The sequence below is a fragment of the Shewanella algae genome (assembly GCF_009183365.2).
GTDB lineage: Bacteria > Pseudomonadota > Gammaproteobacteria > Enterobacterales > Shewanellaceae > Shewanella > Shewanella algae.
The window spans coordinates 4,499,486-4,521,989 of the sequence record NZ_CP068230.1 but is presented as its reverse complement, the minus strand read 5'-3'; the positions used below and the strand labels follow the sequence as shown (position 1 = coordinate 4,521,989).

The window sequence follows — 22,504 nt, the reverse complement described above, 5'->3', positions numbered from 1 at the left end:
GATGAGTGACGTATTAAGGCAACCGGCGGAAGTCATTTATCAAGCCGAGCTGGATGCTCTGAAAGAAGAAGATCATGGCCAAAAGCCTGAGAATTGGCAACTGACGCCTAAAAGTGTGGTCAAGTATCTACTCGGTGGCACTACGGATTCCGGGGTGTCTATCAGCCCCAAATACATAGGCAATCGTCGCCTTATCGAAACAGCGGTTGCGACTTTGGCCACTGACAGGGCGCTGTTGCTCCTTGGGGTACCGGGTACTGCCAAGTCCTGGGTGTCCGAGCATCTGGCTGCGGCTATTTCGGGCAACAGTACCCAGGTGATCCAATGCACTGCAGGCACAGATGAAAACCAAATTCGTTACGGTTGGAACTATGCTCAGCTGCTTGCCAAAGGCCCCAGTAAGGACGCCTTGGTGCCGACACCACTGTTCCGGGCCATGGAGTCTGGTACCTTGTGCCGTCTGGAGGAATTGACCCGCATGGGTTCGGATGTCCAGGATACCCTGATAACCGTATTGTCTGAAAAAATGTTGCCGGTGCCCGAGCTGAACGATGCTGTGTTTGCCAAGCGAGGTTTCAATATCATAGCTACCGCCAATAACCGCGATAAAGGTGTGAATGAGCTGTCTTCGGCACTCAAGCGGCGCTTCAACGTAGTAGTGTTGCCGCTACCCGATGATATGGAGCAAGAAGTAGAGATCATTCGTCGCCGGGTGGTCGAGATGGGTCAAAGCCTGTCACTGCCGGTGCCCGCCAGTGCCAGCAGTGAAATTGAGAAAGTGGTAACTATCTTCCGCGAACTGAGAAGCGGCGCTACCTTGGATGGCAAGATGGCGCTCAAGGTGCCTTCGGGGAATCTGTCCACTGCCGAGGCTATTGCCGTGATGGTTGGCGGCTTGAGTCAGGCAGCCTGGTTCGGCGATGGTCAACTGGGAGCTGCTGACGTGGGAGCCAATCTGGTGGGCGCCATAGTGAAAGACCCTGTGCAGGACAAGTTGGTACTTGAGGAGTATCTCGAGACTGTGCTGAAAAAACGCAGTGATTACAGCTCCTATTACCACAGCATCAATGAACTGCTGTGAGCCGTGACCGCCAGAGAACACTTGCCCATGAAAAATATCCATTATTTTGGCATTCGCCACCATGGTCCGGGCTCGGCCCGGCGGCTGGTGGCGGCGCTGGAGCGGTTGAACCCGGCGTTGGTTCTGATAGAAGGACCGGCTGATTGCAGTGAACTGGTGCCATTTTTGGCCAGTGACGAGATGAAACCGCCGGTGGCTCTCTTGTCATTTGTCACCGATGAAACAGGCCACAGCCTCTATTATCCCTTTGCTGAATACTCGCCCGAGTATCAGGCGTGCCGCTGGGCATTGAACACCAATACCGAGGTACGTTTTATTGATTTGCCTGTATCTGTACAGTTGGCATCCAGGCTGCAGGATATTGAGCCTGAGTCGGAAGATGACGACGATACAGCGACAGAAGCTGACGATACAGATTCAGCCTCTCTTCCTGAAGATTCCACCGCGCCTTACGAGGGCCGGCTGCGTCAGGATCCTGTCTCAGCACTGGCCTTGCTTGCCGGTTATGAGGACGGTGAAAGTTGGTGGAATCATGTCATAGAACAGGGCAGTGATGACGATCCTGAGCTGTTTGATGCGTTGGCCCAGGCCATGGCCGAGCTCAGGAGTGCCATGCCCAACGACAGCTTGAGAGAAGCCCAGCGAGAAGCCTTTATGCGGCTGCAAATTGCCGAGGCAGCCAAACAAAACGCGGGACCAATCGCTGTGGTTTGCGGTGCCTGGCATCTGCCGGGGCTGAAGACCAAGGTTAGCCAGAAAGAAGATAAGGCACAATTGAAAAGCCTCCCGGCAAAACTGGCGCCCAAGCGGGTGAGTTCAACCTGGATCCCCTGGACCAGCCCAAGGCTCGCCAGTGAGTCTGGCTATGGGGCCGGGGTGGCCGCGCCCATGTGGTACAGCCACCTGTGGCAACACGGTTATGACGAGGTCTCTTTGACTCGTTGGCTAACCCAGGTTGCCGACATGTTGAGAGCGGCCGGGCTAATGGTTTCAACCGCCGCTGTGATTGAGACCCTGCGCCTGTGTCATAGTCTGGCGGCCATTCGCGCTCGTCCCAGTCCTGGATTCGAAGAGGCGCGGGATGCATCTATAGCCACTATGTGCGGCGGAGAAGCCAGGTGGTGGCAACAGATTTCGCAGCAACTCCTGCTCGGCTCCCGGGTGGGTGAAATACCCGCAGATGTGCCTTTGGCCCCCCTCTTGGATGACTTGCAGCGTTGGCAAAAGAAAACCCGTCTCAAGAGCGAGGCTTTGCCGCGGGAGCTTTCTCTCGACTTGCGCAGTGAGTCGGGCCAGCTGAAATCCTGGTTTTTGCATCGCCTGAGGCTGCTCGATGTGCCTTGGGGCGAGCAGGGCAGTGCCGGCGCCAGCCGAGGAACTTTCCGTGAGCGTTGGGTGATCGCCTGGCAACCTGAGTTTGCGGTGCAACTGGTTGAAAATCAAATCTATGGCAGTTCACTGGTACAGGCGGCAGCCGAACGTACTATCCAGCGCATGCGGGAGCAAAGACAACTGGGTGAGCTGGCAAACCTGGTGTTGGAGGCCTTGGAGGCTGAATTGCCCCGAGCGGTAGAGCTGGGCTTCGAACTGTTGGCCGAGCGTGCAGCACACACAGTCGAGGGCTTGGATCTGCTGGATTGTTTGCCTCCTCTGGTGGATATCAGCCGCTACGGTACCTCGAGAAACCTATCGCTGGCGCATGTCAATGAGTTGATTGAACGCTTGGCGGTGCAGGCATCTTTATCCTTGCCCATTGCTGTTCGCCAGTTGAATGAGGACGAAAGTAATCATTACCGGCTGGCCGTAGGCAGAGCACATGCCCAGTTGGAGTTGGCACAAGTGGCAGATTCTGTCATGGAGGGCTGGTGGCAGGCGCTAATCGAAGTGGTCAATACCGGCCTATGTGATGCGGGAGTCCGCGGGCTTTGCTGTCGCCTGCTGTATCAGGCCAAACGCCTGGATGAAGACTACCTGGCGCAATTAATGGCGAAAATGTTGTCACCGGCCAATCCGATTGCCGAAGCCAAGGGGTTCTTCGAGGGCTTCTTCAGCGGGGCTGCCGAACGCTTGCTTTACGACCCCAGATTGCGACAGTCGGTGGACAATTGGCTGCTGTCGCTTGAGGAAGAGGCGTTTGTCGAGAGTCTGCCGTTGCTGCGGCGGGTATTTGCCGAGTTGGATGCCATGGAGCGTCGCCGACTGCTGGATAGTCTCAATGCCAAAGCTGTGGCAAAAGGCACTGAGTATTCCGTTAATGATGCCTTGGTACCGCTCTGGTCTGCCCATCTGGAAGGGCTGGGCAAGTTGCTTGCAGGAGACAATCAATGGATGAATTGATGAGACAGCGTCGCTGGCAACTGGCCCTTGGCGCAGAATTGGAACAGGCGCCCCTCAATGGCAGCGACAAACGTTTGAATGAGGCGTTGTCGGCACTCTATGGTGACGGCAAACATTCAGAGGCACGTCGCGGGGGCTTGGGCGGCTCAGCACCCAGGGTGGCGCGTTGGCTTGGGGATATTCGCGAATTTTTCCCTGCTTCTGTGGTGCAGTTGGTGCAGCGGGATGCCTTCGAGCGCTTGGGCCTGAAACAGATGCTGATGGAGCCCGAGTTCCTGCAAGCTATGGAGGCCGATGTGCACTTGGTTGCGGATCTCGTCAGCCTCGGGGGCATGATGCCGGCGCAAACCATGGAAACGGCGCGGCAGGTCATTCGCAAGGTGGTAGATGAACTCCTGGCCAGGCTGGAACAAAAAACTGCCGAGGCTATTCGTGGTGCCGTGGATAAAAGCAAACGCAGTTTTCGTCCCCGTCATGCCGACATCGACTGGCACAGAACCATCAGTGCCAATTTACGCCACTACCAACCTGAGCTTGGCACTGTGATGCCGGAAAAACTGGTGGGCTATACCCGCAAGCAGCGGCGACAGGTGGATCTGGACGAGGTGATCCTTTGCGTCGATCAGTCCGGTTCCATGGCGACATCTGTGGTGTACAGTTCCATTTTTGCGGCTGTGATGGCCTCCATTCCAGCGGTGAAAACCCGGTTGGTGTGTTTTGATACTGCGGTAGTGGACCTTACTGATGAATTGGCCGACCCGGTGCAAGTGTTGTTTGGCGTGCAACTGGGTGGTGGCACAGATATTAACCAAGCGGTAGCTTACTGCGCCGACAAAATTGAGCGCCCATCCAAGACTCACCTTATCCTGATCACGGATCTCTATGAAGGGGGCAATGAAAAGGAGCTTAAGGCTCGGGTTGCTGAACTGCTGCGCCGCGAAGTGAATGTGATCACCCTGTTGGCGTTGAGCGACGATGGGCGTCCGGCTTATGACAACCAAATGGCTGCGGATTTTGCCGCAATCGGCAGCCCGGTGTTTGCCTGTACGCCGGACAAATTTCCCGAGTTGATGGCTACGGCGCTAAAAAGGGAGGATGTGCTGCAATGGGCGGCAGACGCCGGCATAGCCACGGTTAGAGCGACTGAGTAATACCATGAAGAAGCAGGCTGATGCCTGCTTTTTTAATCCAAAGGTTCAGGCCGAAGCTTTCCCTTATCTCACATCACAGCCAAGAGCACGCTGGGCGCTGCTCGTGGATCCGTCACCTGCGCCTCGGACAAGGCCACTGTCTTTCATGCTGCCATCACGGTAGCTTCGCGGTTAAAAAATCTATCATGGCGCTGACCTTGGCCGGCAAGTGCTTGCGCCTGGGGTAGACGCAGTAAATAGCGTGTCGGGGCAGCCGATACTCGGGCATCAGGGCGACCAGGCGGCCCTTGGCGATATCACCTCTTACAATAAAGTCCGGCATGTTGGCTATCCCCAGGCCTTGGAGAATCGCGCTGTGAATCGCATCGCTGTTATTGACCTCGAAGTTGCCCTTGGGCTCAATTCTGACTTCGCCGCCCGATTGCTGCTGGGGGCTTTGAAAGCGCCATTCGCTGCCACCGCGAAACAGCGAATAGAACAAACAGTTGTGTTGGCCGAGCTGCTCCGGCGTTTGCGGCGTGCCGTGGCGCTTTAGGTACTCGGGAGAGGCCACCAGGAAGCTCTCGCATGGCGCGATGCGCTTGGCAACCAGGCTGGAATCTGCCAGTTCACCAATGCGCAGCGCCAGATCAAAACCTTCGGCAATCAGATCGGTATGGCTGTCGCTCAACTCAAGTTGCAGGCGAATATCAGGAAAACGCTGCAGAAATTCAGCCATCAGCGGCGCGACATAGCGGCGGCCATACACCATGGGCACAGACATCCTCAGCAGCCCCTTGGGGCTGTGTTGCAGCTCGCCTATGGCATCTTCCGCCTCCCTGGCGAAACGCACCGCATGGCGCACAGAGTCATAGTAGCGCTCGCCTGCTTCCGTCAGGCTGAGCGAACGTGTGGTGCGGTACAGGAGTTGCACCCCGAGGCGCGTTTCGAGCTGGCTTATCCGCTTGCTGATCGCCGACTTACTGCTGCCGAGCTGCTTGGCAGCGGCCGAGAAGCTGCCGGACTCCACCACAGCGACAAACACCGGCAGGGCATTGAAGTGATCCATCTTGATAGTTGAGTTTTTGGAAACTGTATTGCGACATTATCGGTAATTATCCTAAATGGCAAAACAATGTAGAGTGGCGTCTGCTTGAAGGACGGCGACAGACGCCCTGTCGAGCCCGAATAATGCCCGCCATTGGCTGGCCAAGATTGATTCGCACACGCCGGAGAAGAGAGATGCAAGGCAGCCGCAACCGAGAATCCAATATGCCGCTATCCTGGGGAGCCGCCCTGGTGGCATTCGTTGCCGGTGGCTTACTGGCGCTGATGATCCAGCTTAACAGCCAGTTGGCCTCGGCCGGCTCACCCCTGCTGGCTTCCTGGATAGCCCATGGTACCGGGGCGTTGACCGCCCTGTTGTTATGGCTATTTATGGGAAGGCGAAAGGCAGCCCCATCGCCAGGGGGGCCTGAGCAGAATAAGCAGCCAAAGCGCACCTTGCCACTTTGGGCCTGGCTTGGCGGTCTGCCCGGCGCCATGACTGTGATTTTGGCGGCCATCTGTGTCAACTCTCCCCTGGGGCTGGGCGGAACCCTGGCACTCCTGCTGCTGGGGCAGTTACTGTTCGGCGCCATCAGTGATTCTCGAGGCTGGTGGTTGTTGCCAAAGCGGCAACTGCATCCACTCGAGTGGCCGGCATTACTGCTGGTACTGGCCGGGGCGCTGTTGCTGATATTTTCCGCTCACGCTTAATTTTTACCTGGGGATAAGATGATGTTGTCACTGTTTTTGTTGTTGGCGCTGGCCAACGGCGTCATGGTCAGCCTGAGCCGCAGTTTTAACGGTGCACTGGCGGCAAATAAAGGCGCGCTGCAGGCATCGTTGCTGAACCACCTATTGGGTTTTTTACTGCTGACCTTGGTATTGGCGGTTTATACCCTGTTTCAGGGCGGCGCAGTATGGCAGCTGCAGGCTACGCCGGCTTACACTTGGCTCGGCGGCGTGATAGGCGCCTTGTTTGTCGCGACCAGCAGCTGGGCTCTGGCCAGGCTTGGCGCCATGGCCTGTGCCCTGTTGGTGATTTCCGGACAGATGCTGACCGGTGTCTGGCTCGACAGCCTTTCCCGTGAGTTGGGCTGGCAGGCCTGGCTGGGGGCGGCGCTGATCCTGGCTGGTGTGATACTGCAGCGCCTGGCGGCCAAGGCGCAAACCCGTCGAGTCGGCAGCGGGTTGGACGCCGCCGACGTCAAGGCGTAAAATTCGCAACTTGTGTCCTGCATAACGCTATGTTTTCGGGCTATGGCTTTTGGTTTAAAGAAGAATGGGGAAACAGGAGAGAAGAATGCCGTACTCTAATAGTCAGGCTTATCAGTGGGTATTGTTCGATGCCGATGAAACCCTGTTTCAGTTCGATGCGCCGCGTGGGCTCAAGCTGATGTTTTCCCGTCAGGGGGTGGATTTCAGCGATGCCGACTATGCCGAGTATCAGCAAACCAATGCGCCGCTGTGGGTGGCCTACCAGGACGGCAAGATCAGCGCCAGCGAGTTGCAGCTGACCCGTTTCAGCCATTGGGCCAAACGTCTCGGGCGCACACCTTTTGAACTCAACAGCGCCTTTATGACGGCAATGGCCGATATCTGTGAGCCGCTTCCCGGTGCTGCCGAGCTGCTTGATAGCCTCAAGGGCCGTGCCCGCTTGGGGATTATCACCAATGGTTTTACCGAGCTGCAGCAGGTGCGGTTGCAAAAGACCGGTTTTGCCGAACACTTTGATCTGTTGGTTATTTCAGAAGAGGTCGGCTTGGCCAAGCCGGATCCGGGTATCTTCGAGCATGCGCTGGCCAAGATGCAGCAACCCGAGCGTAAGCGGGTATTGATGGTGGGTGACAACCCCCATTCGGATATTCTCGGCGGCCTTCAAGCCGGTCTGGATACCTGTTGGCTCAACGTTAAGGGCGAGGCGGCGCCCGAAGGGATTAAGCCGCATATCGAGGTGCGTTCACTGAGTGAACTGCAAAGGCAACTCTGTAGCTGATCCGCATCTTACTTAAAGTATTTTTAAACCCAAGGCCCGCCATTATGCGGGCCTTGGGCATTTCTGCACTGCCGAGAAAAACCGCCGTCCACCAGTTAATACCTTTAGGGGATGCTGATACACCTTTAGAGCGGCTGTTAAAAACATGATCTAAGTCAATTGATAATTATTCTCATTCGTATAATATTACGCAACTTTGTTGATTTGGGGAGATATCTGAGTGAAACCGACTTATCTGGCAGTTGTTTTGGCGGCCCTGTTGAGCCCGCAGTTGATGGCGGCAGAAACAGAAGAAGCGCAGGAGCCGGCTGCAGAAAACATGGAGCGCTTGAGTGTGGTAGGGGTTAGGCAGCGGCTGGAGCAAGCCGGCACCCTGGCCAACACCATAATGAAGACAGAGGTGATAGACGCCAGCATCATAGAAAACAAGAATGCCGTTAACCTGTCGGAAGCTATAGATAACTCTCCCGGGGTAAAAGTCTCCAACGAATGCTCCATGTGTGGTGTGAAACGCATCATGCTCAACGGCATGAAAGGGGAGCAAACCACAATTCTGGTGGATGGTTTGCCGGTGCATACCATGATTTCCGGTTATTACGCCGTCGATGCCATTCCTACCACAGGGATTGAACGCATCGAAGTGGCCCGCGGCGCCGGGGCTTCACTGATTGCCCCTGAGGCGATTGGCGGCACCATCAACATCATCAGCTATGAGCCGACCGAAAACGGTGCCGAGCTGGATATCGCCGCCGGTGAAAATGGCTATCGCAAAGTGGGCTTCCTTGGCAAGGGCGTCAGTGAAGATGGTCGCACCCGGGCGACGCTGGTGGCTCAGTATGACGACAGAGATCAGTTCGACGCCGATGACAACAAGGTCAACGAGGCGCCATTGCAGGAAAACCGCAGCGTAACCGCCAGAATTTCCCAGGATATCGGCGACTTTGACAACCTGGTGTTGCGAATTGCCAATATCCAGTCGGAGATCTTCGGTGGCCCCATGCTGGGCAGCAACTTTGCCGATGGCACAGCTTCCAGCATAGGCAGTGTACTCTCAGGTTTTGATGATAAGCCCAGTGAGCCGCAGCAGCTGTTTGAAGACGGTGATATCCGCAAGCGCTACAAGGGCAAGGCCTGGGAAACTACCGAATGGATCAAGACAGAGCGCAACGAGGCATCGCTTGCCTGGCTGAAGGAGTTCAGTGACGACTGGAACATGCACCTGGCGGTAAGTTATGCCGAGCACAAGCAGGATTCCTTCTACGAGGGGTTCGATTATACCGCCGATGACAAGATGTGGTTCTTCGACGCCAGATTCAACTACCTGCTCAACGACAGCCATTTGTTGACCTTTGGTGCCGATCTGCGTACCGAAGAGATGCGCTCCCACTCCCGCGCCGGCAGCGCCAACCCTGACTATGTCTCCGACTCTTTTGACTATGATGTCAAGGGCCTGTACCTGCAGGATACCTGGCAGGTGACCGATGATCTCGAAGTCGCCATGGCGCTGCGTTACGACAGCATCACTGCCGACTTTACCGACCCCAGCAAGCCGGGCACAGAGTTGGACGAGTCGATACTCTCGCCCAGAGTGGATATCCGCCTGCGTCACAATGAGCTGTGGACTTCGCGTCTGTCTGCCGGCCGTGGCTATCGGGCGCCGTTGTCATTCTTCGAGACTGATCACGGCATTCTGGATGGCTCATTGGGGTTTGATATCGACATCGACGAGCTGGAACGTTCCAACTCGGTGAACTATGCCCTGAGCTATGAGGGTGACAGACTCACCTCCACCGCCTCTGTGGCCTGGACCGAAGTCGAGCATCTGGCGGCGCTGACCACCAACGACCAAGGGATTCCGCTGCTGACTCAACTGGATGAGAAGGCCAGCGTGGTGACCACAGACATCGCCCTGGGCTATCGTTTGACCGATGACCTGACGGTTAACCTTACCGGCGAGCACTTCGACTATGACTCGGTATTCAAGTCTTCCTATGCCGTGGCACCGGTCGAGGAACGGGTGACCCTGAGCGTGGATTGGGACGTCAACGACTGGGAATTTTTCGCCAACCTGGTGTGGATTGGCGGCCGAGATCTGTCGCAGTACGGTTATGAAGGTTACAACCGCCTGGATGCCAACGGTAAGGTGGATCCCGACTCGAAGAAGCGTACCGATGCGCCGTCCTACTTTACCCTGGACTTGCGTGCCAGCTATCAGTTCAACGACAACCTGTCCTTCTATACCGGGGTCAGCAACCTGTTTGACTATACCCAGGCCGGTGACGAGGAAAGCCCCTTGTTCTATGACGCCGAAGGCGCCTTCGATGTGGGTTACATCTATGGTCCGCTGCGTGGCAGAGAGATCTATGCCGGCATGAAACTGGTGTTCTGATTATGAAGCGCCTGGCCCTGGGATTATTGCTGCTGTGTGCCATGCCGTTGCAGGCCTCACAGCTGACTCGTGACTATCAGTTTCAGCCCCTTCGCGGGCAAGAGCAGCAGACGCTGGCACATCTCGAGGGCCAGAGTGCTGTGTTGATGTTCTTTGAGCCCGAGTGCCCCTGGTGTGTTAAGCAGGCGGCGGTGCTGAAAAAGTTACATCAGCTGTGCCCTGGTCATCTGCAGCCGGTGGCGCTCGGCGTCAATGGTAATCAACTCGCCCTGAAACGGGCGCTGTTCCGCCTCAACTTTCCGTTTGAGGCCTATAGAGCGCCACTGGAGTTGGTCAGAGACATGGGCGGCATTCCGGCAACACCTATCTTGTTATTGCTGGACAGTAAGGGCAGGCTGATTAAGGGTTATCGTGGTTTGACCGGGGAAACAGAACTGCAGGCGCAGCTCTGCCCGGCGGCCTGAGTGAGCCAAATTCAAACCTGACCCCATCGAGATAAAAATGCCCGGCATCGAGCCGGGCATTTTGTTGTCAATCTTAAACCCCTCCCATGGAGGTGGTGATTTATGGTGGCTGTTTGGGTGCCCAATTTCAGGGGTGCCAAAATCAGGCGCTTGGGTTGTTAATCCTTGACCGTCAGCAACTCTCTTACTTGGGCGCCGACATCGCGCTGGAACTCATCGGCCTGATCGAACACTCCCAACATCTTGATAAAGCCGTGAATCGTGCCCGGGTAGCGCTGATAGTGCACGGCTACGCCGGAAGTCGCCAACTTGTCGGCGTACAGACAGCTGTCGTCGCACAGGGGGTCGCATTCGGCGCAGTAGAGTAAGGTAGTGGGCAGCTTGCTGTGGTCGGTTGCCAGCAAAGGGGAACAATAGGGATGAATGGCATCGGCTGGGCTGCGTAGATAGTGGTTCCAGTAGTACTTCATGCTGTCCTTGTGCAGCAAAAAACCTCTGGCGTATCTCTCCGCCGAGGCCGTGTGCCAGCCGTACTGCACCGGCGGGTAAACCAGCACCTGGCAGGCGAGATCCGCCGAGTCTTCATCGCGGCACCTCAATGCCACTGCAGCGGCGAGATTGGCACCGGCGCTGTCGCCGAAGATACCGATTCGCTTGGGATCCAGTCCCAGTCTCTCGGCGTGTTTGAATACCCACAGGGTCGCCGCGTAACAGTCATCCATGGGGATGGGGAACTTGTGCTCCGGCGCCTTTTGATAATTGACGGCAATCACCACTACGCCGCAATTCTTGGCCAGTGCCCGGCTGAAAGGGTCGTTGATTTCTATGTTGGATACCATCCAGCCGCTGCCGTGAAAGTAGATCAGCGCCGGTTGGGGTTGTTCGCTGTGTTTGGGGCGGTAAATCCTAACCGGCAGGTCGGCGGTAGGGCCGGGAATAAATCTGTGTTCAACGGCGGCCATCTCTTCCGGTGGCCTGGCCGGGGGAATATCGCTGTGTTCCTGATGACGACCGGCGTCGGGCGGCAGATCTTCATAGGGCGTGAAGCCTGCGGCATAGGTTTGCTGCAGGAAGGTTTCAACCTGGGGATTGAGTGGCATACGGGTACTCCATTCAGCAAGGGGATCAGGCCTTGTAGGTCACCTCTGTGACCCCTTTGAGCCTGGGACGGTTGGCTTCGGCTTGTGTCAGCGGCCTCACTTCCCGAAGGGAGTTGTGGCAGCGCGGCACCAGCGCCTGATATTCCAGGGTATTGAGGTGTTTCCAGTGCAGATCTTGCTCTGTGACATCGCGGATATATCGGGCGGGAGAGCCTGCCAGTAACTGCCGCGGTTGGCCTTTAAAGCCGGCTTTGATAAAGCTCATGGCGCCGACTATGGTGTCTGGCCCAATCTCAGCGCCATCCATGATCACACTGTTCATGCCTATCAGGGCATTGCGGCCTATGATGCAGCCGTGCAGCACGGCGCCATGGCCGATATGGCCATCTTCGGCGACTATAGTGTCTTGATCGCAATAGCCGTGCATGATGCAGCCATCCTGCAGGTTACTGCCGGCCTTGAGGATCAGCCGACCATAATCACCGCGAAGGGAAGCGTGGGGGCCAACGTAGACATTGGCGCCGACTATCACATCGCCTATCAGTACGGCACTGGGATGAACAAAGGCGCTGGGGTCGACAACAGGGATCAGACCTTCAAATGCATAACAGCTCATGGCATTTTCCTGTTTGGCTTGAGGGTGGGACATCCTTGTCCCGGTTGGCGTGCTTTCCTTAAATCATTTGCCTTTCCAGACAGGATCGCGTTTTTCGGCAAAGGCCTGCGGCCCTTCCAGCGCGTCTTCTGAGTGCAATACGGATGGATAGTGTTTCAGCTGGCCGCTGCGGATAAAGCGATAGGCTTCTTCCACCGGCATTTCGCTGGTGGTGCGATAAACCTCTTTCAGGGCGGCGATGGCCAGAGGAGCACTCTGGGTGATCTCCTGCGCCAACTCTCGGGCGGTTTCCATCAGTTGGCTGTTGTCCACTACCCGGTTGACTATGCCCCAGCGCAGCGCTTCCTGGGCATCCATGCGGCGGCCGGTCATCATCATCTCGTTGACGATCGCAGGCGGGATCAGCTTGGGCAGGCGCAGCATGCCGCCGCTATCCGGTACTATGCCCAGTTTGGCTTCCGGCAGGGCGAAGCTGGCGTTGTCACTGCAGACTATCATGTCGGCGGCCAGGGCCAGCTCGAAACCACCACCGAAGGCATAACCATTGACGGCGGCGATAACTGGCTTGTCCAGATCGAACAGCTCGGTCAGACCGGCAAAACCGCCCGGACCAAAGTCGGCATCCGGGGCTTCACCCTCGGCGGCGGCTTTCAGGTCCCAGCCGGCAGAGAAGAAGCGCTCACCGGCCCCTGTGATAATTGCTACCCGCAGTTCCGGATCGTCACGGAAAGCGATAAAGGCTTCACCCATGGCAAAACTGGTCTTGGCATCTATGGCGTTGGCCTTGGGGCGATCCAGGGTGATTTCCAGAATATGGCCATTGCGGCGTATGTGTAACGATTCGTTCATGCTAATACTCCATCTGGATAAAAATTAAAATATCACTGAGTATGTGCGAAATACAGTTAACGCTTATCACCAGCCTAAGGCCATAACTATTTATGGTTTAAGCAGATATTACCCAGCTACGACAATTTTGGTAATAAAGGCATTACCAATTACTTTCTTGGTTTTTACGGTTTGCTTTTTAAGCCTTCGATATTTAGAAGGCTTAAATTTAAAACTTGATAGTTCGATTAACTATTTGTCAGCAAAGACTCTTCTTTTTTATTTTCCCCGAACAGGTTCTTGGTAAGCTTTTTCTTATCTCAAGGAAAGAAGGCACCTTGAATTTAGCCATGTGTTCTTCACAATATTCGAAGAACTCTTCTTCGGTAATCGTCTGGTTTTCATGCAAGACAATAAAGGCCTTGATGGCTTGATCTCGAATGGAATCCTTTACCCCAATAATGGCGACATCGGCAATTTTGGGGTGCTCTGAAATAATGTTTTCCAGTTCGACACAGGAGATATTTTCGCCACAACGTTTGATCATGTTGCAGCTGCGATCGATAAAGTAGAAAAAGCCTTCCTCATCGACGTATCCTGAGTCACCTGTGTGCAGCCAACCGTCGGCGGAGAGTGTCTTGGCGGTCTCTTCCGGCAATTTGTAGTATTCACGAAACAGTGTCTTACCCGGTTCGCCCTTGATGCAGATCTCCCCGGTTTCACCGGTAGGTAAGGGGCGCCCCTGTTGATCGCGGATCTCCACTTGATAGCCCATGCCGACCCGGCCGATGGAGGGCCAGCGCCGCTTGTCACCTGGGCGGTCGCCTATGACGCCGACTATGGTCTCTGTCATGCCGTATGAGGTAAACAGGCGCACGTTAAAGCGCTCGACGAAGGCGTCTTTTTCCTGATCAGACAGATTGAGGTAGAACAATACCTCACGCAGGCAATGCTGTTTCTCCCAGGGCATTGTAGGCTGCATCATCAGGGTGCGGATCATCAGCGGGATACACTCAGTGACAGTGGCACGATACTTACATATCTGACCCCAGAAGGCACGGGCGCTGAATTTTTCCAGCATCACAAAGGTGGCTCCCGCCGAAAAGGCCGCCATGGCTGCGGTGCACTGGCAGTCGATATGATAGGCGGGCATGGGAGTCAGGTAGATATCATCGTCCCTGAGGGCACATTGCCAGGCGGTGTAGTAACCGGCGAATCTGAGGTTGTAGTGGGTAATTACCACCCCCTTGGGGCGGGAAGTGGTACCCGAGGTAAACAGGATTTCGGCAACATCGCTGCTGCTCAATGGCACTCTGTGTTGCAGTTCATCGGGTTGTGCCAGCCTTAGGCGGTGGAAATTGAGAATGCTGGCCGGTGCAGTGGCCGACTCGTCGGCTATCAGCAGTATCTGCTGCAGCGGTGAACCGGGATCTTGCTGCAAGCCGCTGTAGAGTGATTGATACTCACTGCTGGTAACCACCAGAGAGATAGCGCACTTGTCCAGAATATAGGCGGTTTCTTCCTGCAGCAGATGGGTGTTTATCGGCACCATGATGGCGCCTATCTTGGCCAGACCGAACCAACAGAAGATGAATTCGGCACAGTTGTTGATATGCAGCGCCACCTTGTCGCCCTTGGCGACGCCCAGCGAATGAAACAGGTTGGCGGTGCGGTTGATCTCTTTATTGAGCCCGGCATAACTGTATTCCTGGGCCAGCCCTTGAAGGTTTTCGACGATAAGCGCCGTTTTCTCTCCATAGTTGAGGGCCAGATCATCCCAGGTCTGACGTAAATCTTGTCCAGCTATTATATCCATTTGACACCTTGCTCAATAAAACGGGTTATGCAGCGAAGGCCTGTAAATACCGGCCTTCGCACGACTTCAGGAGTTATTTTTCTCCCTTGATTTTGGCCAGCCCTTTATTCACCAACTCCTGGATAGCAGCTTCGTCATAACCGATATCTTTGAGAATGGCATCGGTATCCATGCCGTGGCTTGGCATGCCGCGCCAGATCTGGCCTGGGTTGTTTTTGAATTTGGGCATCACATTGGGACCCTTGCAGGTACGGCCGTCCATGGTTTGCCACTGGGTGATAGACTCACGGGCGATGTACTGAGGATTGGACTCGAGATCTTCGGCGCTGAGTACCTTGGCACAGGCAATTTTCAGCTCGGCGAAGCGCTCGCGCACTTGTTCTATGGTGCGTTGGCCTATGTAACGCTCCAGTGCATCTTCAATTTCCTGCCCATGTGGGCATTCGATGCGGTGGATAAGCTGGGTGCCTTCCGGTACCGCTTCCGTGTGCAGCAGGTGGCCAAGACCTATGTCTTTGAACAGCTCTTCAATCTGGGTGACGCCGACCATTTCCATCACTATGTAGCCGTCTTCACACTTGTACAGACCACAACCGGCATAGTAAGGGTCACGGCCCTTGTACTGACGTGGTGCCATCTTGCCGCCGTTGAAGTAGTCCATCATGAAGTACTGGCCCATGCGTAACATAACTTCATACATGGCCACGTCGATGCTTTCGCCAACACCCGTTTGCTGCGCCTTGTAAAGGGCTGCCAGCGCAGATGTGGTTACTGTCATGCCTGAAAAATAATCAGCCGTATAAGGGAAGGCCGCCATGGGTTGGTCGACATCGCCGTTTTGCATCAGATAGCCACTGAAGGCCTGGGCTATGGTGTTATACGCGGCCAGGTGAGTGTATTCCTCGGTGCCGTACTGACCAAAGCCTGATAAGTGAGCGATAACTAACTTTTTGTTGCGTTCCCACAAGACTTCATCCGTGATGCCACGACGGGCGAAGGCCGGACCCTTGCTGGCTTCGATAAAGATGTCTGTGGTTTCCATCAGCTTGAGGAAGGCTTCGCGCCCTTCATCCTTGAAGATATTCAGCGACAAGGCATGCAGGTTACGGCGTGACAGCTCAGGATAGTTGGGTTGCACCCGGATAGTGTCTGTGTAAGCCACGTTTTCAATCCAGATAACTTCGGCGCCCCATTCGGCAAACAGCTGCCCGGCAAATGGGCCGGCAATCTCTATGCCGGAGAACACGACTCTGACACCCGAGAGAGGGCCAAATGTTGGCATAGCTAAATGATGTGACATGATCTGTTCCTTCTATCGATTCTTGGCATTGATGGCGCAGATGGTGCTGCGCCATACCGACCGGCCGGTTTCACCGGGAGCAGGGAGATAGGCAAACCCGGCCGGTACTCATGGGCAACTACCTGTTGCGATACTCTTTCAGCACAGCACGACCCAGAGTCAGGATCTGCATCTCGTCTGAACCGCCGGAAACTCTGTCTACCCGCAGATCGCGCCAGAAGCGGCTGATGCGGTGCTCACCGGCAATGGCGTAACCCCCGAAGACCTGCATGGCATGGTCAACCACCCGGAAGGCGGCATTGGCGCAGTAGTATTTACACATGGCTGCGTCACCTGAAGTCATGATGCCGTTGTCGGCTTTCCAGGCGGTGTGATAGATCATGTTGCGCATGTTGTTCAGCTCGATGGCCATATGGGCAAACTTCTCCTGGATCAGCTGGGTACGGCCGATGGCCTCGCCGAACTGTACCCTTTGGTTGGCGTACTTGGCGGCATCTTCGAAGGCGCAGTAAGCCGTGCCATAGTTGGTGCAGGCCACCAGGAAACGTTCGTCATCGAATTCTTCTTTCACCCGCAGGAAACCGTTGCCTTCGGTGCCGAAGAAGTCTTTCTCTTCCAGCTCAACATCGATGAATTGCACTTCGCAGCAGCTGTCCATCTTCAGGCCGAGTTTGGGAAGCTTGCTGACCTTGATGCCAGGTTTGGTCATGTCGACAAAGAACTCGGAGAACACAGGTTTCTCGGAAGCTGAGTCTTTGGCCATCACCACCAGGAAGGGGCAACCGGCGGCACTGGTGATAAAGCACTTGGTACCATTGAGGTAAATCTTGCCGTCGCGGCGGGTATAGGTGGTTTGCAGGCTGCCAACATCGGAACCGGCTGAAGGCTCGGTGATGGCGGAGTTCCACATCTGTTTGCCGGTACCCAGGAAAGCCATAATCTTGTCGATCTGCTCTTGGGTGCCGTGTTTCAGTACTGTGGTAAAGCCGGCCAGTTGGAACAGGACATAGGTGGGGGCACCGAGGCGGCCCAGCTCTTCCCAGATAACCGCCAGGGTCATCAGTCCGGCTTCGAAGCCACCAAACTCTTCCGGCAATAACAGACTATCTATGCCCATTTCTGCCAGTTCTTTTACAAATCTTTCTGGATATTGACTATTTTCGTCACACTCGGAGAAATATTGTTCCCAGTTTTCTCTCTCCATTAAGTCACGAACACCTTTAACAAATAATTCCTGCTCATCAGTTAAACGATAATCCATGAAAAGTCCCCTATATAAATACATTTGTTCAAAGTAAGGTGTGAGGTGAATCTATAATCCGATCAACTCTTCCAGTTATTTTTTCGTGAATCTTTCAAGAATGAGATAATGATCATTATGTTCACGAAAACGAGAGGTGCACCGCCGGCAATAATGGCTGTTTGCAGTGGTTTTAATCCGCCCAAAGCCAACAAAACAATACCGATAACACCGACCAATACAGACCAACCTACACGAACCCAAACCGGTGGTTCATTATCCGCATCAACCCCTTTACAGGTAGACATGGCCAAGGTGTAAGAACAGGCGTTAATTAATGTTACTGTTGCCAGGAAACACAGAATAAAGAACATCCACATGGTAATGGTGCTCATAGGCAAAGCGGCCCAGGTTTCAATAATGGCCCTGGCGGCACCATACTGTTCAATCAGGGCAGGCATATTGACGATATTTTCGTTCATCAAATTAAGTGTGTTACTGCCGAGTATGGTCCACAGCAACCAGGTAGAAGCTGTCAGACCACCTACCATGGCCAGACACAGCTGACGCACGGTTCTGCCGCGGGAGATCTTGGCCAGGAAGATACACATCTGGATGCCGTAAACTACCCACCAGGCCCAGTAGAACACTGTCCAGTCCTGAGGGAAGCTGCTGTCACTGACAGAGGCTGTGTAGAACAGCATGCGGCCCATGTTCATCAGCAATACCCCGATGGAATCGGTGAAGTAGTTCACTGTGAACGTGGTGGCACCAATGATGAGTACCCAGGCGAGGATGATGATGCTCAGGTAGCTGCGCAGGTCACTGGCAATCTTGATCCCTTTTTGCAGACCAAAGGCCACACAAATGGCGTTGAAGATGATCCAGGCTGAAATAATGGTGGCATCCACTTCTATGGTGCGCGGAATACCGAACAGATACTGAATACATTCGGTAACCAGAGGTGTCGCCAGACCCAGACTGGTACCCATGGCCAGGATCAGCGCGACGACATAGATGTTGTCTATTATGGTGCCTATGATGCCTTCACACTTCTTGCCCATGATGGGATAGAGGGTGCCGCTTGGGCGTACCACGTCCATCTTCTTCACGAACAGGAAGTAACCCAGAGCCACGGAGAAGAAGGCGTAACCGGCCCATGGCAGCGGTCCCCAGTGGAACAGACTGTAAGCCAGTCCAAGTTCTTTGGCCTGTACCGACAAAGGTTCCAGTTCAAATGGGGGATAGCTGACATAGTAGTAGATCTCCAACGAGCCCCAGAACAGCACTGCGGCTGAAGTACAGGAGGCAAACATCAGGAAGATCCAGCTTCCGGTACTGAATTCAGGTTCTTCATTACCGAGGCGGTTGTTGGCATAAGGACCAAACAGTAACCAGAGCCAGCCGGCCAACATGACTATCATGTACCATTCAAATGCCCAACCCCAGCTGTGGGTTAAGTAATGGAAGACTGCGCTGATTACTTCATTGGCGGCATCAAGGTCTCTCACAGTAAAGTAGGAGAGAAGGATCACTACCAATAGTGAAGGGAAAAATATCTTCGCTTCAATACCAGCCTTTTTGATCTTTTTATTTTCACTCATCAAAATTCTCCATACCCAAAAGTCTTTAACTGATTTTCAGGAAAGGTGAGCCCGTGAGGTTTAATTAAAAACCCCAGATTAATAAAAAATGATTTGGGTTTGAGCTACTGGCTAAATAGCTCAGTTATTAAAACCAATACTGCAAGTGAATGTTGAATCGACCATTCCACTCCTTATCGCTGTCTTTCAGGCCCAGACTATTGTCACCCAGCCACACAACGTTTTTGGCATGATAATAATCGACGTACACAAAGAATTGTTTGTAAGAAAGTGAGACCCCAGTGCTATTCAGTACTGAGTCGTCAAAGTTGGATTCATCTGGTGTCAAAATACTGAAGTCGTTGTAGAAGGTGAATTGGCCACCCCATTGGGTATCGACTACTTTTGACAGGTTGAATGTCATGATGTCGCCTTTGGCTGCTACTTCATAGAAGCCATTAACTGCACCAACACCAATTTTTGAAGTATCTATTTGACCATCATCATATTGATCAAAGTCATACTTCAAATATTGAAGTTGTACACCCCAGCCACGATATTTTGCATCCAGGTGTACGGCATAGTTGAGGTTGTCTCCTGATTCATCGGCCACCGGATTATAAAGTTGGCCGTATTCAACGGAGGCTCCCAAGAGCACCTGCCAGTTGTCATTTTCCCATCTGTAGCTTTCGCGCAAGCTGACAGTGTTGTATTCCTTGTTGTTATAGGTTGTGCCGTCTATGGTGCCCGAACCTATGGTACCAGCGAAGTTACGATAGTCGCTGCCCTTGTAGAGAGAGCTCTGGATGAAGGAAAAGTCTGTTTCGAAGTTATTGAATTTATGGTTGATATTGAATCCAACACCATAGTCATCTTCGAAGCCAAGGTAGTAGTTGAGACTGTACCACCAGTTATGGGAAGCAAAGTTCTTGTTACCGAATGCCTTGCTGACCACACCGAGCTGTAGGGTCAGATCTTCATTGGCATTCCAATAGGCATAACCGTTTTTAAGATAGTCGTAACCATCGGCAAAGCGATATTCGGCGACAAAACCATAGTTTTCAAAATCCTGGGAGAGTTTTATTCCCAAGGTGTTGAAATCGAAATCACCACCCGTAGCTTTTGAAGCGTCACTAAAATCTTTAATGCTGTAGTTCGCTCTTATTGAACCACTGATGTCCACCGCCAAACTTGGCGCACTAAGCGTTAATCCTAATAACATCAAGCTTAGATTTTTTAGCTTAAACTTATTCATTAACCACCCTCCGTTTTTAATTTGAACCGATTATGGTTTCGGTCATGAATAAAAAAACATTCCCGCATCACACTTTTGGTCAATGGATTGTTACCTTGCTCGGAAATGTGTGATGCAAATCAATAAAAACGGTAAAAATGAACCATTGAAGGTCGTTATATAATCAGGTTTTGTTTAATTTGGTTGAAAAATTGGATGTTGCTCACAAAAAGTGGCTCAACAAACGAATTTGTTTGGTCTTAATTGAAAATAGCTTGTATTAATAAAATGACGCTGATGGATTGTGAGAGGTTTATTTAATTAATCTGATAATCAATTAAGCAACTCTAAATTTGGTTAAGGTGAACTAATCTATTATCCATACATATTGATATCTAAATGGATGTGGACTTTTATTCCCTTTCGTTACCCAGGAGGGTGCGACTTTGTGTGATGCAAGCCTGAAATTTTATTAATTATGGGTTTCAGATCACCAATGTTGAGGAATGTAAACCAGTAGAGACGAATGTTTATAGTGATACTTAGACTGGAGATAAGATGAAGATCATTGCATGTTATAAGCTTGTCCCGGAAGAGCAGGATATCAAAGTCATTCCCAACCTTCCTGTAGATACAAGTAATGTAAACAAAAAGATAGGCCAATTCGATCTGTGTGCCGTTGAAGCTGCGGTACAAATCAAGGCAACCCAGAGCGATTGCAGCATTACGGCGTTGAGTATAGGCGCAGATGCACTGGCCGCCCCCAAAGCTTGCAAAGATATCCTCTCAAGAGGCCCGGACGCGCTGACCCTGGTTTGCGATCCCAAGCTGGAGCAGGCGCTGCCCCATCAAACTGCCCGAGTCTTGGCTGCTGCTGCCAAGCAGGAAGGGTTTGAGCTGATCCTCTGCGGTGACGGTTCGGGTGACCTCTACGCCCAGCAGGTAGGTTTGCTGCTTGGTGAATTGCTGCAAGTACCTTGCATCAATGGTGTCAGCAAAATTCTGGAAGTCGCCAACGGTATGGTCAGGGTTGAGCGCGAGCTGGACGACGAAGTTGAAGAGTTGGAGTTGTCGCTCCCTGCCGTGTTGGCCGTTTCTGCCGATATCAACGAACCTCAAATCCCTTCAATGAAAGCCATTCTGGCGGCGGGCAAAAAGCCGGTCAACAAGTTGGCTTATGCCGAACTGGCGCTGGAAGAGATCCCGCAGCTCGTGGAGCTGGTGTCTATTACTGCGCCTGAACAGAAGGCCCGCAAGCAGATCATTATCGAGGGTGATGATGAAGGCCAGGTTGCCGAGTTTGTCGGCCATATTGGCAATGTGTTGAATTGAGGGGGATGAAATGAACAAGCTAGCAAATGTTTGGGTTTTCAGCAGCGAGGCTGCTCGTCTGCCCGAAGTCATGGCCGCCGGTCTGCAACTGGGTGACAGTGTTTCTGTATTCGTCTTGGGTGGTGCCGATGAGGTTGCCAGGGCTGCAGCATTGGGCGCAAGCAAGGTGTATCACCTGGGCGAGAAGGACTCAAACCGCATAGTGGAAGAGTACGCCTTGACCATGGCCAAGGCGATTGAAGCCGAAGCGCAGGCGTCCCTGGTCTTGTTGCCAGCCAGCCGCCGCGGCAAGGCGTTGGCCGCCAAGCTGGGTGTGCGCCTGAGTGCCGGGGTTTTCAATGATGCCGCCGAACTCACAATCGATGGCGAAGGCCATGTCGGTGCCAAGCATCTGGTCTACGGTGGCCTGGCCATCGGCGAAGAGAAGATCACCTCTCAAATTGCTGTGGTGACTCTGTCCGCCGGCGCCTTCAAGGAGTTGCCAGCCGAAGAAGCGGGCCGCAGCGCCGAAACGATCACTCTGGAATTTGTTGCCCCTGCCAATGGCATTCGTTGCCTGGCACGTCGGCCAAAGGAAAAATCCAATATCGACCTGGGTAAGGCCAAGCGCGTTATCGGTGTGGGCAATGGCATAGGTTCGCAGGATAACCTGAAGCTGATTGAACAGCTGGCCGCCAAGGTTGGTGCCGAACTGGGCTGCAGCCGTCCGATTGCCGAAACTGAAAAGTGGATGGAGCGTGAGCGCTACATTGGGGTTTCAGGTGTGATGATCAAGCCTGATGTCTATATGGCCATAGGGATTTCCGGTCAGATCCAGCACATGGTTGGCGTCAACGACTCCCTGACCATTATTGCTGTCAACAAAGACAAGAATGCCCCCATCTTCCAGTATGCGGATTACGGCATTGTCGGTGATATCAACAAGATAGTTCCAGCCCTGCTGAACAGCTTCAAAGGCTAACTATCTGGCCCGGCTACCGGCTCAAGGGGCCGGTAGTCTCGAATTCAAGAGAG

Annotated in this window: 19 protein-coding genes; 10 read left to right on the top strand and 9 right to left on the bottom strand. The window is 53.6% G+C overall.

The features are described 5' to 3' along the window. The first annotated feature begins 1 nt into the window (after window position 1). Genes E1N14_RS20105 through E1N14_RS20095 form a run of 3 tightly spaced genes read left to right on the top strand, consistent with a single transcriptional unit; the run spans window position 2 to window position 4,569 of the window. The gene (locus E1N14_RS20105; RefSeq protein WP_044735391.1) at window positions 2–1,081 is read left to right on the top strand and encodes an ATP-binding protein; all 1,080 of its coding nucleotides are present in this window, start codon (window positions 2–4) and stop codon (window positions 1,079–1,081) included. 27 nt (window positions 1,082–1,108) lie between these two features. After that, window positions 1,109–3,418: a DUF5682 family protein gene (locus tag E1N14_RS20100; protein ID WP_062793638.1), complete on the top strand. Its 2,310-nt coding sequence runs from the start codon at window positions 1,109–1,111 to the stop codon at window positions 3,416–3,418. After that, a complete protein-coding gene (locus tag E1N14_RS20095; protein WP_037467560.1) occupies window positions 3,406–4,569 on the top strand; it encodes a VWA domain-containing protein in 1,164 nt (387 codons plus the stop codon). Before E1N14_RS20100 ends, E1N14_RS20095 begins: the two co-directional genes overlap by 13 nt. A gap of 154 nt (window positions 4,570–4,723) precedes the next feature. On the opposite strand, the gene E1N14_RS20090 is transcribed toward E1N14_RS20095, so the two are convergent. Further along, on the bottom strand, window positions 4,724–5,617 hold the full coding sequence (locus E1N14_RS20090; RefSeq protein ID WP_062793637.1) for a LysR family transcriptional regulator: 894 nt from the start codon (window positions 5,615–5,617) through the stop codon (window positions 4,724–4,726). Between the two features lie 173 nt (window positions 5,618–5,790). On the opposite strand from E1N14_RS20090, the gene E1N14_RS20085 reads away from it, so the two are divergent. The 5 genes from E1N14_RS20085 to E1N14_RS20065 all read left to right on the top strand — a co-directional run bounded on the left by E1N14_RS20085 (window position 5,791) and on the right by E1N14_RS20065 (window position 10,441). Continuing rightward, window positions 5,791–6,306, top strand: a complete 516-nt coding sequence (locus E1N14_RS20085) for a DMT family transporter (protein WP_243757293.1) — start codon at window positions 5,791–5,793, stop codon at window positions 6,304–6,306. Window positions 6,307–6,324: 18 nt separating this feature from the next. Further along, entirely contained in the window at window positions 6,325–6,810 is a 486-nt protein-coding gene (locus E1N14_RS20080) for a DMT family transporter (RefSeq protein ID WP_223828871.1), read from the top strand. An 85-nt stretch (window positions 6,811–6,895) separates the two neighbouring features. Then, window positions 6,896–7,588: a pyrimidine 5'-nucleotidase gene (yjjG, locus tag E1N14_RS20075; protein WP_028780088.1), complete on the top strand. Its 693-nt coding sequence runs from the start codon at window positions 6,896–6,898 to the stop codon at window positions 7,586–7,588. A gap of 220 nt (window positions 7,589–7,808) precedes the next feature. Then, window positions 7,809–9,977 carry a TonB-dependent receptor plug domain-containing protein gene (locus E1N14_RS20070; protein WP_062793636.1) on the top strand — a complete coding sequence of 723 codons (2,169 nt, stop codon included), beginning with the start codon at window positions 7,809–7,811 and terminating at the stop codon, window positions 9,975–9,977. 2 nt (window positions 9,978–9,979) lie between these two features. Then, window positions 9,980–10,441: a TlpA family protein disulfide reductase gene (locus E1N14_RS20065; protein WP_025010100.1), complete on the top strand. Its 462-nt coding sequence runs from the start codon at window positions 9,980–9,982 to the stop codon at window positions 10,439–10,441. 158 nt (window positions 10,442–10,599) lie between these two features. Here E1N14_RS20065 and E1N14_RS20060 read toward each other — a convergent pair whose 3' ends face one another. From E1N14_RS20060 to E1N14_RS20025, 8 genes are all read right to left on the bottom strand, one after another. Beyond that, a complete protein-coding gene (locus tag E1N14_RS20060) occupies window positions 10,600–11,541 on the bottom strand; it encodes an alpha/beta hydrolase (protein WP_025010099.1) in 942 nt (313 codons plus the stop codon). 25 nt (window positions 11,542–11,566) lie between these two features. After that, entirely contained in the window at window positions 11,567–12,190 is a 624-nt protein-coding gene (caiE, locus tag E1N14_RS20055; protein ID WP_272481835.1) for a carnitine operon protein CaiE, read from the bottom strand. A gap of 30 nt (window positions 12,191–12,220) precedes the next feature. Next, window positions 12,221–13,006 carry a crotonobetainyl-CoA hydratase gene (gene caiD / locus E1N14_RS20050; protein ID WP_025010097.1) on the bottom strand — a complete coding sequence of 262 codons (786 nt, stop codon included), beginning with the start codon at window positions 13,004–13,006 and terminating at the stop codon, window positions 12,221–12,223. A gap of 238 nt (window positions 13,007–13,244) precedes the next feature. Beyond that, window positions 13,245–14,801, bottom strand: coding sequence for a crotonobetaine/carnitine-CoA ligase (caiC, locus tag E1N14_RS20045; RefSeq protein WP_025010096.1), 1,557 nt, complete (start codon window positions 14,799–14,801; stop codon window positions 13,245–13,247). 73 nt (window positions 14,802–14,874) lie between these two features. Beyond that, complete coding sequence (caiB, locus tag E1N14_RS20040) at window positions 14,875–16,101, bottom strand: L-carnitine CoA-transferase (protein ID WP_025010095.1); 1,227 nt, start codon at window positions 16,099–16,101, stop codon at window positions 14,875–14,877. 118 nt (window positions 16,102–16,219) lie between these two features. Continuing rightward, a complete protein-coding gene (gene caiA, locus E1N14_RS20035) occupies window positions 16,220–17,362 on the bottom strand; it encodes a crotonobetainyl-CoA dehydrogenase (RefSeq protein ID WP_025010094.1) in 1,143 nt (380 codons plus the stop codon). A 62-nt stretch (window positions 17,363–17,424) separates the two neighbouring features. After that, window positions 17,425–18,945 carry an L-carnitine/gamma-butyrobetaine antiporter gene (gene caiT, locus E1N14_RS20030; RefSeq protein WP_025010093.1) on the bottom strand — a complete coding sequence of 507 codons (1,521 nt, stop codon included), beginning with the start codon at window positions 18,943–18,945 and terminating at the stop codon, window positions 17,425–17,427. A 127-nt stretch (window positions 18,946–19,072) separates the two neighbouring features. Then, on the bottom strand, window positions 19,073–20,179 hold the full coding sequence (locus E1N14_RS20025) for a hypothetical protein (RefSeq protein ID WP_129586084.1): 1,107 nt from the start codon (window positions 20,177–20,179) through the stop codon (window positions 19,073–19,075). A 537-nt stretch (window positions 20,180–20,716) separates the two neighbouring features. Between E1N14_RS20025 and fixA the strand changes: the two genes are divergently transcribed. Both fixA and E1N14_RS20015 read left to right on the top strand, forming a co-directional pair. Beyond that, on the top strand, window positions 20,717–21,490 hold the full coding sequence (gene fixA / locus E1N14_RS20020) for a putative electron transfer flavoprotein FixA (protein WP_025010091.1): 774 nt from the start codon (window positions 20,717–20,719) through the stop codon (window positions 21,488–21,490). Between the two features lie 10 nt (window positions 21,491–21,500). After that, window positions 21,501–22,451, top strand: coding sequence for an FAD-binding protein (locus tag E1N14_RS20015; RefSeq protein WP_025010090.1), 951 nt, complete (start codon window positions 21,501–21,503; stop codon window positions 22,449–22,451). The last annotated feature ends 53 nt before the right edge of the window (window positions 22,452–22,504 follow it).

Coding starts and splice junctions, on each gene's coding strand:
- E1N14_RS20025 (WP_129586084.1), bottom strand. CDS start 20,179: ATGAATAAGTTTAAGCTAAAAAATCTAAGCTTGATGTTATTAGGATTA.
- caiT (WP_025010093.1), bottom strand. CDS start 18,945: ATGAGTGAAAATAAAAAGATCAAAAAGGCTGGTATTGAAGCGAAGATA.
- fixA (WP_025010091.1), top strand. CDS start 20,717: ATGAAGATCATTGCATGTTATAAGCTTGTCCCGGAAGAGCAGGATATC.
- E1N14_RS20085 (WP_243757293.1), top strand. CDS start 5,791: ATGCAAGGCAGCCGCAACCGAGAATCCAATATGCCGCTATCCTGGGGA.
- caiB (WP_025010095.1), bottom strand. CDS start 16,101: ATGTCACATCATTTAGCTATGCCAACATTTGGCCCTCTCTCGGGTGTC.
- E1N14_RS20015 (WP_025010090.1), top strand. CDS start 21,501: ATGAACAAGCTAGCAAATGTTTGGGTTTTCAGCAGCGAGGCTGCTCGT.
- E1N14_RS20105 (WP_044735391.1), top strand. CDS start 2: ATGAGTGACGTATTAAGGCAACCGGCGGAAGTCATTTATCAAGCCGAG.
- caiE (WP_272481835.1), bottom strand. CDS start 12,190: ATGTCCCACCCTCAAGCCAAACAGGAAAATGCCATGAGCTGTTATGCA.
- E1N14_RS20100 (WP_062793638.1), top strand. CDS start 1,109: ATGAAAAATATCCATTATTTTGGCATTCGCCACCATGGTCCGGGCTCG.
- caiD (WP_025010097.1), bottom strand. CDS start 13,006: ATGAACGAATCGTTACACATACGCCGCAATGGCCATATTCTGGAAATC.
- E1N14_RS20060 (WP_025010099.1), bottom strand. CDS start 11,541: ATGCCACTCAATCCCCAGGTTGAAACCTTCCTGCAGCAAACCTATGCC.
- caiA (WP_025010094.1), bottom strand. CDS start 17,362: ATGGATTATCGTTTAACTGATGAGCAGGAATTATTTGTTAAAGGTGTT.
- E1N14_RS20065 (WP_025010100.1), top strand. CDS start 9,980: ATGAAGCGCCTGGCCCTGGGATTATTGCTGCTGTGTGCCATGCCGTTG.
- E1N14_RS20090 (WP_062793637.1), bottom strand. CDS start 5,617: ATGGATCACTTCAATGCCCTGCCGGTGTTTGTCGCTGTGGTGGAGTCC.
- yjjG (WP_028780088.1), top strand. CDS start 6,896: ATGCCGTACTCTAATAGTCAGGCTTATCAGTGGGTATTGTTCGATGCC.
- E1N14_RS20095 (WP_037467560.1), top strand. CDS start 3,406: ATGGATGAATTGATGAGACAGCGTCGCTGGCAACTGGCCCTTGGCGCA.
- caiC (WP_025010096.1), bottom strand. CDS start 14,801: ATGGATATAATAGCTGGACAAGATTTACGTCAGACCTGGGATGATCTG.
- E1N14_RS20080 (WP_223828871.1), top strand. CDS start 6,325: ATGATGTTGTCACTGTTTTTGTTGTTGGCGCTGGCCAACGGCGTCATG.